The sequence below is a fragment of the Flavobacterium shii genome (assembly GCF_025847235.1).
GTDB classification, from domain to species: Bacteria; Bacteroidota; Bacteroidia; order Flavobacteriales; family Flavobacteriaceae; genus Flavobacterium; species Flavobacterium shii.
The window spans coordinates 179,186-195,995 of sequence record NZ_JAOZEW010000002.1; the positions used below are offsets into that span (position 1 = coordinate 179,186).

General features: G+C 32.3%; 9 protein-coding genes. 4 read left to right on the top strand and 5 right to left on the bottom strand.

Features of this window, described 5'->3' with window-relative positions; translation table 11 throughout:
- Nucleotides 1–27: 27 nt before the first annotated feature.
- The gene (locus OIU83_RS02900) at nt 28–573 is read left to right on the top strand and encodes a DUF4136 domain-containing protein (protein WP_264204771.1); all 546 of its coding nucleotides are present in this window, start codon (nt 28–30) and stop codon (nt 571–573) included.
- A 283-nt stretch (nt 574–856) separates the two neighbouring features.
- Nucleotides 857–2,101, top strand: coding sequence for a threonine ammonia-lyase IlvA (ilvA, locus tag OIU83_RS02905; protein WP_264204772.1), 1,245 nt, complete (start codon nt 857–859; stop codon nt 2,099–2,101).
- A gap of 62 nt (nt 2,102–2,163) precedes the next feature.
- Here the strand turns inward: ilvA and OIU83_RS02910 are convergent, their stop codons facing one another.
- A complete protein-coding gene (locus tag OIU83_RS02910) occupies nt 2,164–4,311 on the bottom strand; it encodes an RICIN domain-containing protein (protein ID WP_264204773.1) in 2,148 nt (715 codons plus the stop codon).
- A 362-nt stretch (nt 4,312–4,673) separates the two neighbouring features.
- Between OIU83_RS02910 and OIU83_RS02915 the strand changes: the two genes are divergently transcribed.
- Both OIU83_RS02915 and OIU83_RS02920 read left to right on the top strand, forming a co-directional pair.
- Nucleotides 4,674–5,060, top strand: a complete 387-nt coding sequence (locus OIU83_RS02915; RefSeq protein WP_264204774.1) for a group III truncated hemoglobin — start codon at nt 4,674–4,676, stop codon at nt 5,058–5,060.
- Between the two features lie 228 nt (nt 5,061–5,288).
- On the top strand, nt 5,289–7,046 hold the full coding sequence (locus tag OIU83_RS02920) for an aromatic amino acid hydroxylase (RefSeq protein ID WP_264204775.1): 1,758 nt from the start codon (nt 5,289–5,291) through the stop codon (nt 7,044–7,046).
- Between the two features lie 211 nt (nt 7,047–7,257).
- Here OIU83_RS02920 and OIU83_RS02925 read toward each other — a convergent pair whose 3' ends face one another.
- The 4 genes from OIU83_RS02925 to OIU83_RS02940 all read right to left on the bottom strand — a co-directional run bounded on the left by OIU83_RS02925 (nt 7,258) and on the right by OIU83_RS02940 (nt 16,770).
- A complete protein-coding gene (locus tag OIU83_RS02925) occupies nt 7,258–7,878 on the bottom strand; it encodes a DUF4230 domain-containing protein (RefSeq protein WP_264204776.1) in 621 nt (206 codons plus the stop codon).
- 60 nt (nt 7,879–7,938) lie between these two features.
- The gene (locus tag OIU83_RS02930) at nt 7,939–8,946 is read right to left on the bottom strand and encodes an LLM class flavin-dependent oxidoreductase (RefSeq protein ID WP_264204777.1); all 1,008 of its coding nucleotides are present in this window, start codon (nt 8,944–8,946) and stop codon (nt 7,939–7,941) included.
- Between the two features lie 437 nt (nt 8,947–9,383).
- Nucleotides 9,384–11,678, bottom strand: coding sequence for a translocation and assembly module lipoprotein TamL (gene tamL, locus OIU83_RS02935; RefSeq protein WP_264204778.1), 2,295 nt, complete (start codon nt 11,676–11,678; stop codon nt 9,384–9,386).
- A gap of 4 nt (nt 11,679–11,682) precedes the next feature.
- Nucleotides 11,683–16,770 carry a translocation/assembly module TamB domain-containing protein gene (locus OIU83_RS02940; RefSeq protein ID WP_264204779.1) on the bottom strand — a complete coding sequence of 1,696 codons (5,088 nt, stop codon included), beginning with the start codon at nt 16,768–16,770 and terminating at the stop codon, nt 11,683–11,685.
- Nucleotides 16,771–16,810: the final 40 nt, after the last annotated feature.

Genomic DNA, 16,810 nt, shown 5'->3' on the forward strand with positions numbered 1-16,810 from the left:
TCGATATAACTTTTAAATTAATTAAACATGAAAAAATTATTTATTTTACCGATTCTATTCCTTCTTTTTCTAACTTCTTGTAGTACCGTTAGTGTGTACTCAGATTATGATAAATCTGTCGATTTTAATCGTTATAAAACATATGCCTATTTTAAAGCCGGTATTGATAAAGTAGAAATTTCTGACTTGGATAAAAGAAGGATTTTACGCGCTATCGACGAGCAAATGGCTGCTAAAGGTTTTGCCAAAAGTGATAATCCAGATTTATTAATAAACATTTTTACAAAAGCCAGAGAAGAAGTGAATGTGAACCAGTTTAGTGCTGGTTGGGGTTATGGATGGGGATATGGGTGGAATCCTTACTTAATGATGGGAAACCAAACTTCTGTTACAACATCTACTCAAGGAACTTTATACATTGATTTCATCGATGCTAAGAAAAAAGAAATGATTTGGCAAGGTGAAGGTGTTGGATCCTTAACCCAACAAGGAGGAGATAAAAAAGATAAAATAGTAACTGATTTTGTGACTAAAATATTAGCACAATATCCTCCTGTAATTGCAAAAAAATAATCTTTTTTATTATTCTTATTAAATAATTAATACATTTGTTTTTTCAAATAATAAATAATGACAAACTTAAATAACATTATTATCGCTATTAACATTATTGTAATTCTGCAATAATGGCGAGGTGTTATATAAATAAGTAAACAAAATACAATTTATTAGAACCTCCCAAATCGGGAGGTTTTTTTATTTTAATGGATGATTAAAAAATAGCCACGAATTATTTTCGTTTTAAACAATACAAATTAGTGCTAATTCGTGAGATTCGTAGCAAAAAACAAACACAATGAATTTATTTAATGAAGTAATTACAGCCAAAGAACAACTAAGCAAAGTAGTTGCCGCTACTCCACTAACACAAAACCTAAATCTCTCGGACGAGTTTAAATCGACTATTTTATTAAAAAGAGAGGATTTACAAATTGTACGTTCATATAAAATTAGAGGTGCTTATAATAAAATTTCATCGTTAAACACTACTGAAAAAGCAAAAGGCGTTGTTTGTGCAAGTGCAGGAAATCATGCTCAGGGTGTAGCCTACTCTTGTAATTTATTACAAATAAAAGGCAAGATTTATATGCCGAAAACAACTCCGAAACAAAAAGTAAAACAAGTACAATTATTCGGGAAATCATTTGTAGAAATTGTGCTTATTGGCGATACTTTTGATGATGCTTATGCCTCTGCAACTGAAGATGCTGAAAAAAGTAACAAAATCCTTATTCATCCCTTTGATGATTTAAAAGTTATTGCAGGTCAAGGAACCGTAGGATTAGAAATTCTGGAATTCTACAAAGAACCTATAGATTATGTATTTGTTCCTATTGGCGGTGGCGGACTTGCATCTGGACTTTCAGAAGTCTTTAAACATTTGAGTCCTGAAACTAAAATTATTGGGGTAGAACCCAAAGGGGCTCCATCGATGAAAACGGCTATTATTGATGGTAAAAACACACCATTAAAAACCATTGATAAATTTGTAGATGGCGCAGCGGTAAAACAAGTTGGCGATATGACTTTTGATATTTGCCGTAAAAACTTAGATGATATTATTCTTGTTCCCGAAGGCAAAGTTTGTACTACGATTTTACGTTTGTATAATGAAGAAGCGATGGTTGTAGAACCTGCCGGAGCATTAACCATTGCTGCATTAGACTTTTATAAAGACAAAATAAAAGGAAAAACGGTAGTTTGTGTTGTAAGTGGAAGTAATAATGATATTGAGCGTACTGCCGAAATAAAAGAACGTTCCCTACTCTATGAAGGATTAATGCATTACTTTATGATTCAGTTTCCACAACGTCCTGGTGCGCTTAAAGAATTTGTAAATGACATTCTAGGTCCCAATGATGATATCACTTATTTTCAATTTGCCAAGAAAAACAGTCGAGAGGTTGGTTCAGTTATAGTTGGATTAGAACTTAAAAACAAAAAAGACATCGTGAATATTAAAACCAATATGGTTACCAAAGGATTTGAATTTCAATATCTCAATGAAAATCAAGATTTATACGCGCAACTAATTGGGTAAAAATAAAAAATGCTGTCTGATTCTCAGACAGCATTTTTAAAACCAACTCAATTTTAACTAATCTATTCTTTAATGATTTTTTTGGAGTGTGTTCCTTTTTCATCATTGATTTTTACAATATAAATCCCTTTAGACAATTTAGAAATATCTATTTGTGCCTCTTTTGTACTTGCTAAATCATATTCTTTTTTCAAGACAATCTGTCCAGTTACCGAATATATTTGTACTTCTCCATGACCAGAATAAGTACTGTTTATTTTTAACGAATTCCCTTTTGCGTAGACAAAAACCGACTCGCCCTCTTCTACAAAAAGTGGCTGTTCGGCAATGTTTTTAGCAGTAGATTCTACTTGAACAAATTGCCATTGCTGGTTTAAACCTGAACCATATGCCCATACTTGAATATTAGCACCATTGGCAGTCGAAACATTTTCGACATCAAGTGATTTCCCGCTATTCACATTAATTATGCTATAATATCCTGAACCAATATCGGTAATTGTCCATTTAAATTCATTTGAGTTTACCAAAGATCTTTGCACCACTTTTACACCGTCACCAGTTCCGTTATTTTCGGTTGCCAGATACATTTGAGTTGATTTCACGATGATGTAATAATTTCCACTCCCGTCTGATACAAATTTCCAACGTTGGTTATTTCCTCCTCCATTTGTAATATCATATTGCTGAATGCGGCTTCCACTTATAGTCGAATTATCGGCAACATCTAGTCCTTTATTACTATTTCTAGAAATAATATTATAATATCCAGGAAATGCAGGCGTCGGTGTTCCTCCAGATGACCAATTAAATGTCACTGCAGATGATCCCGGAACAGTATAATTAAATGCAGATGATCCGGAAACTATCTTGATTGTATTACTTGTAGAACCTTGATTGTAAACTAAAAGAGCCACAGAACCATCAGGATTACGAAATCCTGAAGAAACTATCGTACTATTTGTGCTGGATGTTGCAACACGAAATGCCCCAGGTTTTACAAACTTTGATATTTGCCCAATAATATAATAAGCAACATTACGTGTGTAACTTGTCGAATTATTTATCGTCACTGCTCCTAAACAGGTTGTACAACCTCCTGGAGTATGTGGACCTAAACTCGGATTATTTGCCACATTCCACTCCAGAACTGTTTTTGCCCAATTATTTGTAGCGCCAACTACAACATTTTGCATATGCCAGCCAAAATCTCCCGAAAAACTTCCGTTTGGTCCAGTATATTGCTCTGTAAAATAGACATTTTTATTTGTCGCATTTCTCACCGTAGACATCGCCGAGATATTCCCTGCATACAAATGAAATGCTGCACCTTCGGCATAGCTGCTATTATTAAGAACATCTATTGCATAGGCAGTATTATCACAATTATGATCAAAAGCTATAATTCTTATTCCACCATATCCGGCTGCTGCCATTTGTGGACCAAGCTGAGAATTAATAAAATTCTTTTGCTCTGTAGAATTCATTAAAAGACTTGGTTCATTGTTTGGGTTTTCCGGCTCGTTTTGAGGTGTAATTCCCCATATGTTTATTCCTTGTGCCTTCATAGCATCAAAATATTTTACAAAATATCTCGCATAAGCAGCATAATATTGTGTTTGCAAAGATCCGCCAACCCACGAGTTATTAGTTTTCATCCAGCGTGGTGCTGACCAAGGAGTTGCTAATATTTTTATATTAGGATTTATAAGCAATATCTTTTTTATAATCGGAATTAAATAAGTAGCATCGGGTCCTGCAAGACTAAAATTATTCATATTTACATCTCCCGCAGTTTCATTATAACTATAAGATGAACTACTTAAATCTGAAGCTCCAATACTTATACGTACTACATTTGCATTTAAACCTGTAGTAGGATTATATAAATCATTAAGCAATGCATTTTGTTGAGTCGCTGCCATTGCAGTTATCACCTCAGCGCTTCCTTCGGTAAGAGTGTAACCAAATCCGTCCATCGTTTGGTACGTAGTACCTGTATTAATAGTTACAGTTGATGGGTTTGAACCCGAATTTGTACCAAAACTTACATTGCCCTGTTGTTGTAATAATTTGGTTTGATCACCAGTAGTCATCCACGGCGTAACGGTCTGCGCTTCTAATTTTGAAATAAACGAAACAATAACGACGAAAAACATCATTATTATTTTACATCCTTCTTCTTTAAATTTTTTAGTAATTTTTTTCATTTTTTGTAGGTTTTTAATAATTTGGATTAATTAAAAAATTTCTGTTATTTTTATTAATATCATGTAATATTATGTTAATTTTAATCAAAACAATAATTTAAAAGCATTACAAAAACACATCAAATAATAAACTTTACACTACAAAAACCCATCTTAAAACAACAAAAAAGCATTAATTATAAGCTTTTAAAACCTTTCATAAACATACAAATGAAATAACTATTTACTCATCAAACAGCTAAATCTCTTTAAAACAGAATTACAGCTTTATTCGTACAAATTTTTAGATTCATTTAACTAGTCAAAATGGTTAAACACTATATTATATCGTATTTTTGCATATAATTTTTTTATATAAAAACATGGCAATTCACGATATAACTACTATAGAAGACATAAAATTATTAGTAAACACCTTTTACGATAAAGTACAGAAAGACACTTACATTGGAGTCATTTTCAATGAGAAGATTCAGAAAAGATGGCCGGAACATCTGGAAAAAATGTATAAATTCTGGCAAACCATTTTATTAGAACAACACACTTATTCAGGAAGCCCATTTCCTCCACACAAACATTTACCTGTTGATCAATCACATTTTGACAGATGGATGGAAATTTTCACAGAAACTGTTGATAGTCTTTTTAAAGGAATTGTTGCTGAAGAAGCCAAAGTTCGTGCAGCTAATATGGCCTATATGTTTAATTACAAAATTGAATATTTTAGGAATTTAGAAAAGAAATTATAAATAGTTGTAATCTATAGTTTACAAATGAAATTAATTCATAAACCTGAACTAAGATCTAAAAAAAACCTTACAAAACTCAAAAAATCATTTCTGATTTTGACAAAGAATTTAAAAAACTAAAGTAAGTTTCAAATTTCTTATCAAAATGATAATGCAAAAAATTACTAATAAAGCTAAAAATAGCTTGATAAATTCGTAATTTCGCAGAAGAACTACAACGATTTCGAAATGAACCCAACTATTGAAACAAATCCATTATTGGACAGGTTGCCTAAACACTTAAAGCAATTTATTAAACCACAAGATTATAGCGATTATACGCCAATTAATCAAGCGGTTTGGAGATATGTAATGCGTAAGAATGTTGACTATTTATCTAAAGTTGCTCACCATTCATATCTAGATGGATTAAAGAAAACTGGAATCGAAATCAATAATATTCCAAGTATGTATGGCATGAACCGAATTTTAACCGAAATTGGTTGGGCTGCTGTAGCAGTTGACGGTTTCATTCCGCCAAATGCATTTATGGAATTCCAAGCTTACAATGTCTTGGTAATTGCTTCGGATATTCGTCAGCTAGAACATATTGAATATACTCCCGCACCCGATATTATTCACGAAGGTGCCGGTCACGCTCCTATTATTGCTAATCCTGAATATGCCGAATACTTACGTCGTTTTGGTGAGATTGGTTGCAAAGCCATTTCTTCGCACAAAGATTACCAAATGTATGAAGCGATAAGATTGCTTTCGATTTTAAAAGAAGCCGAAGGAACTCCACAAGCCGATATCGATCAAGCCGAAAAAGCAGTTGAAGATTTGCAAAACAATATGGGCGAATTGTCTGAAATGGCACAAATAAGAAACTTACATTGGTGGACTGTTGAATATGGCTTAATTGGCACAATCGAAAATCCTAAAATTTATGGAGCTGGTTTATTATCATCAATCGGAGAAAGCGCTTGGTGTATGACGGATAACGTGATTAAAATCCCTTACGATATCTCGGCTGCAAACCAGAGTTTTGATATTACAAAATTGCAACCTCAACTATATGTTACGCCTACTTTTGCCCATTTAAGTCTTATTCTTGAAGAATTTGCTAATAAAATGGCTTTACGTACAGGAGGTATCTCGGGAATTGAGAAATTAATAAATTCGAATGCTTTAGGCACAATAGAACTAAGCACAGGTTTACAAATTTCTGGTGTTTTTACCAATGTTATTGAAGCTGATGGAAAGCCTATTTATATACAAACAACAGGAAAAACAGCATTATCTTACCGCGAAAAAGAATTAGTTGGTCACGGAACGCTAACACATCCTGAAGGTTTTGGTAGTCCTATCGGAAAATTAAAAGGCTTTAATCTTGCTATTGAAGACATGAGTCCGATGGATTTGTATGCTTACAAAATTGTCGAAAATGAAAATGTCAAACTAGAATTTGAAGGTGGTATTATTGTAGAAGGAGAAATCATTACCGGTTCTAGAAATTTACATGGCGAAATTATTTTAATCAGTTTTAAAAACTGTACCGTAACTCACGGAAATACTATTTTGTTTAAACCTGAATGGGGGAATTATGACATGGCAATTGGCAAGAAAGTAGTTTCGGCATTTTCTGGTCCAGCCGATGTAAATAGTTTTGATCTAATAGATTCTATTCCGAAGACAAAAACTATCAAAGCCAAACATTCTAAAGAACGTGATGAGCTTGAAGAATTATACCAACAGGTTAGAACCATCAGAGAAACCAATTCTCACGAAACATTACTGACTTCTGTATTTGAGAAAATAAAAGCTAATCATACTAATGATTGGTTATTATCTGTAGAAATTACTGAACTTTTAAAGAACAGTAATCAACCTCAATTACTACAAGAAGTATTGGCCCATCTTGAAAACTTAAAATCAAAAAGACCTAAAGTTGCGCATTTAATTGCTGGAGGTTTAGATTTAATTTTTGATAAGGAAAAGTGTTAAAAAGAGACTTTTATTTATAAACTTGTCTTTCCGAGGAACGAGGAATCTCCACGAGTAGCTCTACAACGGAGAAATACTTTGTGTTAGTTTCTTGTGGAGATTCCTCGTTCCTCGGAAAGACAAGATTGCGGTACTTCGACTCCGCTCAGCATGACAAGATTGAGAGAAAAACTTTGTGCCTTTGCTACTTTGAACCTTTACACCTAGATTTTTACAACTTCAAATCGTTACTAAGCTCAGTTTCGTTTTGAATTGTTTTACCATCATATTGTAGTTTCCAACCCATAGTATTTGTCAGGATTAGAATCTTAGACAATTCGCTAATCAGTCGGTTTTGTGCATTTGCTTTAAGCGAAGATTTCTCTATTTTCTTAGCCAAACTCTCTTTTACCGATTTGTTTATTTTATTATAATCATCTCCTGTAAACGCATTTAACTGACTTTGCTCAACATTATAATATTGAATATCGGGATTGATTGTAATTTCTTCTTTTGGAATCGATATAATTTTTATGACTTTATTTTTTTCGTCAATTTCATATTTCATTTTATGCAAATCGTAGGCAACTGTAACATTTGCATTCACTATAATTAATGCTTTCTTTTCGAAAGAAATCATGTCTAGCAAATACTTATTTGAGTTTTTATAGGTCACTACTTCAGAGAAATGACCTTCGGTAACTACTAGTTTTCCAACATTTACAATTTGTTGCTGTATCAAATTGGTATTGTAATCCAAAGTCGATGCATCATTTTTCTTGAATTCACAATATCTAAATGCAAGAACAATTCCGACTATGATTACGATTCCGATTAAAACTCTTTTCAGCATAATTCTATTTTAGTGATGTCTATTATTAAGCCAATTTAGTGATTTTTTTAGAAAACATCACTACCCTTTATTTATGTTATCTATAACTTCTTTAAGAATTTTCAAACTTTTCATCTTATCCTGATGATCAAAAATTGGACTTGTAATCATCAATTCATCTATACGAGAATGATCTATGAACTGTTTTAAATCTTTTTCTAATTTCTCTTTACTTCCTGTAAAAGTACAAGCTGTCATTTGATCTACATGAAACTTCTCTTCTTCACTCATTAATCCTTCTAATGTTGCCAGTGGTGGTTGCATTGGTTTCCTATTGTTACGTATTAAACCTAGAAACATCTGATATAAAGTAGTCGATAAAACTTCGGCCTCTTCATTAGTATCTGCTCCAATAGCATTTACGCATGCCATTGTTTTTGGACTTTTTAGATATTTTGAAGGAATAAAATTCTCCCGATAAAACTCGAATGCCTGTAACATCATTCTTGGTGCAAAATGTCCAGCAAATGCATATGGTAATCCTTTGGCAGCAGCAAGAGAGGCACTATCCATACTTGAGCCTAATATCCAAACGGGCACATCTGTCCCTTCGGCAGGAAAAGCACGTACTTTTGCGGAAGCATTATCTGGTGAAAAATAATCATGAATTACCTGTACATTTCTTGGAAATTGCTGTGATTGCGCATAAAAATCTTCGCGAATAGCTTGCGCAGTTAGAGAATCTGTACCTGGTGCTCTCCCCAATCCCAAATCAATTCTATTAGGGTAAAGTGTTGCCAAAGTTCCAAATTGCTCTGCAATTATAAGTGGCGAATGATTTGGAAGCATTATTCCTCCTGATCCCACACGAATATTTTGGGTTTGACTTGCAACATATCCAATTAAAATAACGGTTGCTGTACTTGCTACGTGAGCCATATTATGATGTTCGGCCAGCCAGAATCGATTATAACCTAAACTATCTGCCAGTTGTGCAAGTTCTTTTGTTTTTTCAAAAGTTTCTGCAGCATTACTATCCTGAGTAATGAATGCTAATTCTAGTAAAGAAATGGGTATATTATTGTTCATTGGATTTTATCTTTTTACAAAATTAGCCATTAATTTTAAGTCTTAAAATTCTCAATTGTTAATTGAATTATAATTTTTTAACAGCGTTAAATAAATATAACAACGATAAATATAATTCATTATTTTTAATAATTATATAATAACTTAAAGACAACAAACTTCTTAGCTTAACTTGATGGATTCAAAAAATATTTTTTGTAACTTTAGATAACAAATTATAACTCCCTTAATTATGAAAACTCACAGAAAAATTAAGTATATCACCAAACGATATATTTACAGAATCATTCGAGATATAAGCGGTAAAAAGGACAAATCAAAAAAATTGCTTTTATCAAATTTATTAAAAACAAATGTGCAATTACTTAAAGGTATAGATGTTAATAGCACGATGCTGTTTTAATTCATTTATGATAAAAAACTACTTTTAAGTACACCTAAAAAGGATATCCTATTGCAATATTAAGTACCAGATTATCCTTTCTCCAGGAACCGCTTCCAAAATTAATATCATCTATTACCCATCGTTGCCCTTGTGGCAAATAAGGTATTCTTAACGGGAATGCTAAATCGGTTCTTAACACTAAAAAAGATAAATCAAAACGCAAACCTGCTCCGGCACCAACAGCAATTTCTTTCAAGAAGTCTTTACTGATTTCTGCCCCTGGTTTATTTGGATCGGCATTTAAAAGCCAAATATTTCCAGCATCAATAAACAATGCTCCTCTTACGATACTAAAAAGTTTAGCTCTATATTCTGTGCTAAATTCTAATTTTAAATCTCCCGATTGATCCGGCAAAAATGTAGTTGTCGTATCTCTATCTTTATAAGTACCCGGACCAATGGATCGAGCTCTAAAGGCACGAATACTATTGGTTCCACCCACTACAAATTGCTTTATGGAAGGCAATGATGTTGAATTCCCGTATGCGATACCCGCTCCAAGAACAAGTCGGCTTGCCAATTGACTTTCTTTCCCTAGCTTTAAATAATGCCTAAAATCGGTCTTTATCTTCACATATTGACTAAAAGGCACATTGAATATCTTTATGGTATCCATTTTTTTGGCATTGGCTCCAGTAACCAAACCAGTTATATTTCCTGCTAAATCCAGTTCTCCATTAAAATAGAATGTATTCTTTTTCCTTTTTTGCATTGTATTGGTATAAGTATACGAATACGTAGGTCCAAAAATCAATTGCTTTTCCAGTACCTTGGATAATGATGGATCGCTCAGGGCTTCTTGCTTATAATAAGGTGTAACGTTATTTGGACTCACATAATTAACTTCTAAAATATCCAATTGATGTTCTTTACGGATATTTTCTTTCCATATATAACCAAAAGATCCTTTAAAAGAATTTAGCGCATAAAGGTTAATTCGGTTTTGATATTCATATCCCAAAGTAGCTTTTGTTTTGGGAACAAATTCACTGGAACCTTGAAAATTAAATGGAGTAATTAATCTTGGCCATGTTAGGCTTGCTTCCCCTCCTACTTTATAAATGTTATTTCCTTTATTCTGACCTGAAATTTGAAAATCGGCGCCTCCAAATATAGATACCGTAAACAACTCGGCACCTCTAAGCAGGTTTCGATTATTCCAATTCACATTTACCTCTGAACCTGTATAACTAGCCGAATTTGTTTTTCCTAAAACCTCAACTCGTATAAATTTCTTAGGCAACAACGTAAGATAATAATAAGCATCTAAAGCATTCTTAACACTATCTGATTCTTTAAATTCGTTTTTAACGAAATTGAAAGTTCCTAAATTCACAAAGCGATTCAGGGAAAGATTATGATGTGTCCGATTATAAAAATCCCCTTTTTTAAAATATAAAGCTCTATCAAATACTCTTGGTCTAAATGTATTTGTAGAATCGATTATCGTAAAATCTTTATATTTTACTACATTTTCTTTTTTATAAACAACGCTGTCTTTTAAAATTGAGAAATTAGGATACACGACAATATCATTAATTGTATAAGCAATTTTGGCTTTGGCCGGAGTTTCGTCTTTTATTTTTAATTTAATACTTACTTCATAATCTCCTTTGGTACTATCGACCTGCGCCAAGATATAATCGGGATTAAAATAATAATATCCCTTTTCTTTTAATCGGGAGTCAATACGATCTCTCTCCGATTTTATAACATCCAAATCGTAGGGTTTACCTACTTTTAATAATGATCTACGACTTGTTTTGGCTATTTCTTTGGCTATAGCCGAAGAATCATCAGGAAACGTAACACTTTTTATTTTATACTGTCGCTTAGTAAAAACTGTATATTCTGCAGTTGCTCTCTTGTCTTTTGCTGTAGAATCGGCACTAACCTTTACTTTAAAATAACCTCTATTTTCGATAACATTTCTTAATACTGCCGAATTATAATCTAAATCTACCTTACTATAAAATACTGGAGCTTCCCCGACTTTGGTTCTAAGCCAATTTCTGATTCCTTTATTTTTCTTAGGAACTCCTGCTACATTATATATCCATAATTTGGGACGCAATCCTAAAAATTGTTTGTTAGGTCTGGGACGTAACAACGCCTCTAGTTCGGCCTCAAGATTTTTTCTTTCTTTCTTTTTAAGAATAGAATCCTCCACTTTAACCGAACCTCCTGTATATAATAATTCTCCTTTTGGCAGATATTTAGTGTTGCTACATCCGAAAGTAAAAAACAAGGAGAGCACTATAAAATTTTTAAGATAGTTGATTTTCATATTTCTATGTTTTTTGCTCTTGCTCATTATCTAATTCTTCTTGCTTTTTCTCGTCTTTCTTTTTCTGCTCGATTTTTTCTTTACGTATTTTTTCTTTTTTAATGAGTTCTTTTTCTTCCTGGCTACGATGAAACAGTTCTCGGAATTTATTATAATTCATTGTAATAATAAATGCAACTCCTGTTTCGACAACCTGACCTTCTACAGCAACCTGATATTGATTTTTTCGATATGCTCTTACCATATATCGCCCATCTTTTGTAAGCTGATAATCTATAGCAACATCCCCTGCAATATTAGTATCCTGCTCATTGTTGCGCTCTTGCCCTTCTAGTCCAAAACTACTTCCTATTGTAACTTTTAATCTATCATCAAGTAATTTTTTCGAAAGACCTACATTCAAATCGGTTCTGTTCTCTTTTGATCCCGAAGTATAATCTTCTGTCGATTGCAAATCAAATTCCAATTGTACACCACTTATTAAATCTCCCGCAAGATTATTTAATTGATCCGATAATATCTTACTAACACTTTGTCTTGCCATCGATTCGGCACTCATACCACCACTTTCGCTAGCAAAAGGATTCTCGCCCACAAATCGGTTTAAGAGTAATAATGCAAAAACTTGTTTGTTTAGTTCTCCAGGATCTTGCCTTAACTGCTCCAGTTTTGCCTGAGATGTTGTTACAATATCCGATGAGACATCATAGTTACCATCTGGAAGAACAATATCAAATGAAATTTCGGGTTTCATAAGTTCTCCGTTCATCTTTAATAAAGCTTGAAATGGAATTTTTTGTTTGTACGTATTTCTAACCGTTGCAGACTGAGTACCTAGTTGATTCCCTAATAAATCTATCGGAGCCGTATTTACTTTATAAATTGCAGTTAAATTTAAATTTGCCATTGTCGGCTCTCCATTCCATACAATATAACTACCTTTTTGAATATCAAATTTTCGTTTTATCATATTAAAACTCATCTCATAAGCCCCTTCGCTAAACTCATATTTCCCTGTAAGTGTAGTTTTCCCCGAAGGATCAATTCCACCAATAAGATCTGCTTCTCCTAATAATCTTAGGTAATCTCCGTTACCTTTATCGATTACCAAAGTAAGTTCTGCTTTTTTATCTATCGAAATAGCAACACTTACATCCATACCAATCAATCGAGACTGATTTAATTTACTTTCCATTGCTGCAGTTTGTGTCTTTAGCAAATTATCCTCATTTACAAACTCTACAATTCCTTCTCTATCGGCAATCGAAGGATCGGATTGCGGCATAACAACAGTAAATTTAGTATCCTCATTGATCTTGATATTTCCTCCAACAACAGGATTATTCAACGTTCCTTTAATAGTTAAATTTGCATCTAATGATAAATCTCCATAAAATAAATCATTATCGACTTCGGTAGAATGAATCGCTCTAAACTTATCTGCTTTTACTGTTAAAGCAAAACCAAAATCTCTGAAATTTTTTGAATTGATACTTCCATTTACAAATAGTTCATTCTTATTCTCATCGTAAACAGAGAAATTATCAAAGACAATCGCTTCATCTTCAAACTTGATTTTTTCGTTGCCAATTTTAAAAATAGAATTAAACTTTGTAATCTTAAAAGCTGTATCATTAAAATCTAACTCTCCATTAAGTTTCGGTGCATTTGTATTTCCTGTAATTTTAAATTTACCCGATAAGAAACCAGCTCCATCAGTAATATTACCCATGCTAAAACCTTGAATACTTTTAATATTTAAATGATTAAGATTTATATCAAAATCAAAAGTACTATCATCTATTTTATAATTACCGATAAGATTCACATCATTCCCTTGCTCGCTTAGTGTAACATTGGCTGCTAATACATTATCCGTTTTATTATCTACTTTTATACTAATATTCCCAATAGGCTCCCCTTTAAAAGCAAAATCTTCTATTTTTAAATCTGAGGTAAAAGTGGGTTTCGTCATGACATTTTCGACCAAAGCAGATCCATTAATCAACCCTTGCATCAATAATTCGTCTGTTTTAACCATATTCAAAATTGTCTCAATCTTGAAATTCACAAAATCAACTTGTAATGGCGCATTCTTTCCTTCATTTTGAGATTGAACTTTTAGTTGATTCCCTGAATTCTCTAAATAAAATTTATCAATATAAAGTCTTTTATCTCCAAATTCAACACAGTTTTCCGGATCTAAATTCCATTTATCGTAATTCAATACAAAATTATCAGAATCAAATTTTATTGTGTTTTTATTATTCTCATGAAGCAATTCTCCTTTAATGAAATACTGTTCTTTTTGTTCTTTATCTTTTACTTGCAAAGCATACTCCAGTACATTATTCTCAATTTTACCTGATACTCCAACATAAGGAATTTTAAAATCTCCGCTTTGTAACGGGGACGCAGAAACTTGATATTCTAATGCCGTATCTTTTGCTTCTATATTTATCTTACCATCAGAAATTGTATTTCCTGCATAAATAAGCTTCGGAATAGTTCCTTTTATCTCCAAAGAATCTACCACATTATTATATTTTCCTGTAATTTTAATAGGTTCCAATCCTTTAAGATCAGGAACAAGCTGAAAAAGTAATGGATCACTATCTATAGACAAATTAAAAGTTAATCGCTGCTCATCTGAATCTCCTTTGGTTTTAGGAACTTGCAAATCCATATATTTAGATAGCGATTTCTTTAATGCTGCCGGTAATGTTGTCAATTTATATTTACCATCTAATTCGACTTTCAGGAACTGAGATATTATCTTGATATTATTTTTTTCATTATCTGCAAAAGCCAAAATTTTAATAGAATCTAAAACAATTGGCTGCGCCTCTTTTAAAACCTGAATATTCGACATGAAAACTTTTCCGTTTAAAAAATCAGGATTACTATTGGCAATATCAGCATCGACATTACCACGAAGTTTCATCGGTCCCGCATGAAGATTTAATTTTTCGAGGTCGGCAATATCAAGATTTAATTTTAGTTTCACCGCTGGATATTTATCATCAAATCTTCCATTGGCGACTAGTCCAAAATTTAAATTTGGGTCTTTTATTCCAGATTTTACCGAAAATGCACCTTTTGCAATCTCTCCATTCAAAGTTAAATCATGGTATGTATATTTATTAAATACAGCTTTTTGTACAATTCCGTCCAAATGTGCCTGTGCTGTTTGGGGATCCAGTCCTTTCCCTTGTACTTTTGCTTTAAGCGTAATTCTTCCTATTGAATCATTTTTTATTAGTTTACCTAAATCAAAATCTGAGAAGGAAATTGTAGCATCATATTTTTCGGATTTCTTAATTCGCTGATCAAATAAAGCATCGATTTTGGCATTTCCGAAGCTACCATTTAGCGCCAGATTAGTTTTGAAATTACTAACTGAACCTTTAAATTTTCCTTTTAAATTAAATTGAGAAGGCAATTGAATGTTTTTGGGAATTGTTCCTGCTGGTACAAATGAAATTACATCTTTGGATGAACTCACAAAGTTTCTTATATCCAAATCATAATACGCTTTTTGTGCATCTGGTAATCCTGTAATTTTCCCCGAAACCGAAACTTTTGTGGTTCCGATTCCACTGATTTCAAACTGAGAAATTATCAAATCTTTTATTTTCCCATTCACTCTTGCGTTTATAGATAAAACCGCATTAGGATTACTCTTAAAAGGATTGGTATTTTGTAAATCAGGAACGAAAAGTAATATGTCTTTAAATCCAACTTTTGCCTGATTTAAATTGGCATCCAAAGTTAGATTATCAATATTCTTTGTAACGGCTGCAATTGATGGATATCCAATTTTAATATTCTTTTGCAATAAAGTTTGTGGCGTTTTTAAATACAAATCGTTTAAATAAGCATTTTTAGGTCCGTAAAAGAAATCTGTTTTAAATTCCTGAATTTTAAGTCCGCTTTTCTCATTTACTGCAAATGATTTTATACTTCCCAAAATTGTATCATTCGCATAATAGATCTTTTCGGCTTTCAGATTAAAATTATCTAAATCAAGATGCCCATAATCGACTCCTTTTTTACCAGGTTTCGATTGCATATCATCATATTTAAAAGCAACGTTTTGTATATCGGCAGATTTAAGTTTTAATTTCCACCCTGCTTGTTTTATAGCTGTAGTATCAAGATTGGGAGTTTTAAGCTGCTTATCTTTTATCCCTAATTGCAAATTCCCTTTTAGGTTTTTTAATTCAAAAGAATCAAAATCCAGCATTTGCTTGTTTAAATCTAATTTATTAACCTTCAATTGTAATTTATCCAAAACTAATCCTGAAGCTAGTTTAGAATCTTTATTGTCATAAGAAATATCAATTTTAGACAAGTTGATTTTATTCAGTTTTAAATTAAAATCTGATCTTTTCGACACTGTATCTACGGCATTTACAGACACTTCGGCGATTTTCTCTACCAAATCCTGATTTAAAACTAATTTCAATCCTTTTAGATCTATATTCGGAATATCAAAATCCATTTTATCCAAATCGAATTTTTTAAATTCTGTTTGAAAATTAGCTAGTTTAACTCGAATATCATTCTTAGATAAATCATCTTTAAAGTTAAAATTGATTTTATCCAAATTGATTTTTACAACCGATATTTTATAAGGTTTACTATTGGGATCCGCAGGTTTAGATTCTTTGGAAGCAAATGCTGCTATTATATAATCAAAATTAAAAACTCCATCTTTGTTTCGTGAAATATTTGCAGTGGCATTTTCAAGAGAAATCGAGTTTATTTCTACTTCATTATTTATTATTTTAAATAAGTCAATATCAACCTCCAATCTTTTTCCGCTAAGCAAAGTATCTTTCTTTTGATCTTCAAAATAAAATCCTTCCAACACAATTTCTTTAGGAAAACTAATTGCTATCCGATCCAAAGAAACTTTGGTTCTTATCTTCTTTTGTAAATAAGTGATGGCTTTATCTTTTGCGAAATTTTGGACTGCTGGAACCTGAATTAAGATTATAAGTAATAACAATAATGCCACTATTGTTACTACGCACCAAAGTAGCACACGTAGTATTTTTTTAAGAAAAGAAATTCGTTTCTTGTTCATATAAAGAAAATGAGGCTAATAAAACTGGTTTAGATTATCG

What these genes read in the sequence shown, in the direction of transcription:
- OIU83_RS02900 (WP_264204771.1), top strand. Translation starts at nt 28, where the DNA reads ATGAAAAAATTATTTATTTTACCGATTCTATTCCTTCTTTTTCTAACT.
- ilvA (WP_264204772.1), top strand. Translation starts at nt 857, where the DNA reads ATGAATTTATTTAATGAAGTAATTACAGCCAAAGAACAACTAAGCAAA.
- OIU83_RS02910 (WP_264204773.1), bottom strand. Translation starts at nt 4,311, where the DNA reads ATGAAAAAAATTACTAAAAAATTTAAAGAAGAAGGATGTAAAATAATA.
- OIU83_RS02915 (WP_264204774.1), top strand. Translation starts at nt 4,674, where the DNA reads ATGGCAATTCACGATATAACTACTATAGAAGACATAAAATTATTAGTA.
- OIU83_RS02920 (WP_264204775.1), top strand. Translation starts at nt 5,289, where the DNA reads ATGAACCCAACTATTGAAACAAATCCATTATTGGACAGGTTGCCTAAA.
- OIU83_RS02925 (WP_264204776.1), bottom strand. Translation starts at nt 7,878, where the DNA reads ATGCTGAAAAGAGTTTTAATCGGAATCGTAATCATAGTCGGAATTGTT.
- OIU83_RS02930 (WP_264204777.1), bottom strand. Translation starts at nt 8,946, where the DNA reads ATGAACAATAATATACCCATTTCTTTACTAGAATTAGCATTCATTACT.
- tamL (WP_264204778.1), bottom strand. Translation starts at nt 11,678, where the DNA reads ATGAAAATCAACTATCTTAAAAATTTTATAGTGCTCTCCTTGTTTTTT.
- OIU83_RS02940 (WP_264204779.1), bottom strand. Translation starts at nt 16,770, where the DNA reads ATGAACAAGAAACGAATTTCTTTTCTTAAAAAAATACTACGTGTGCTA.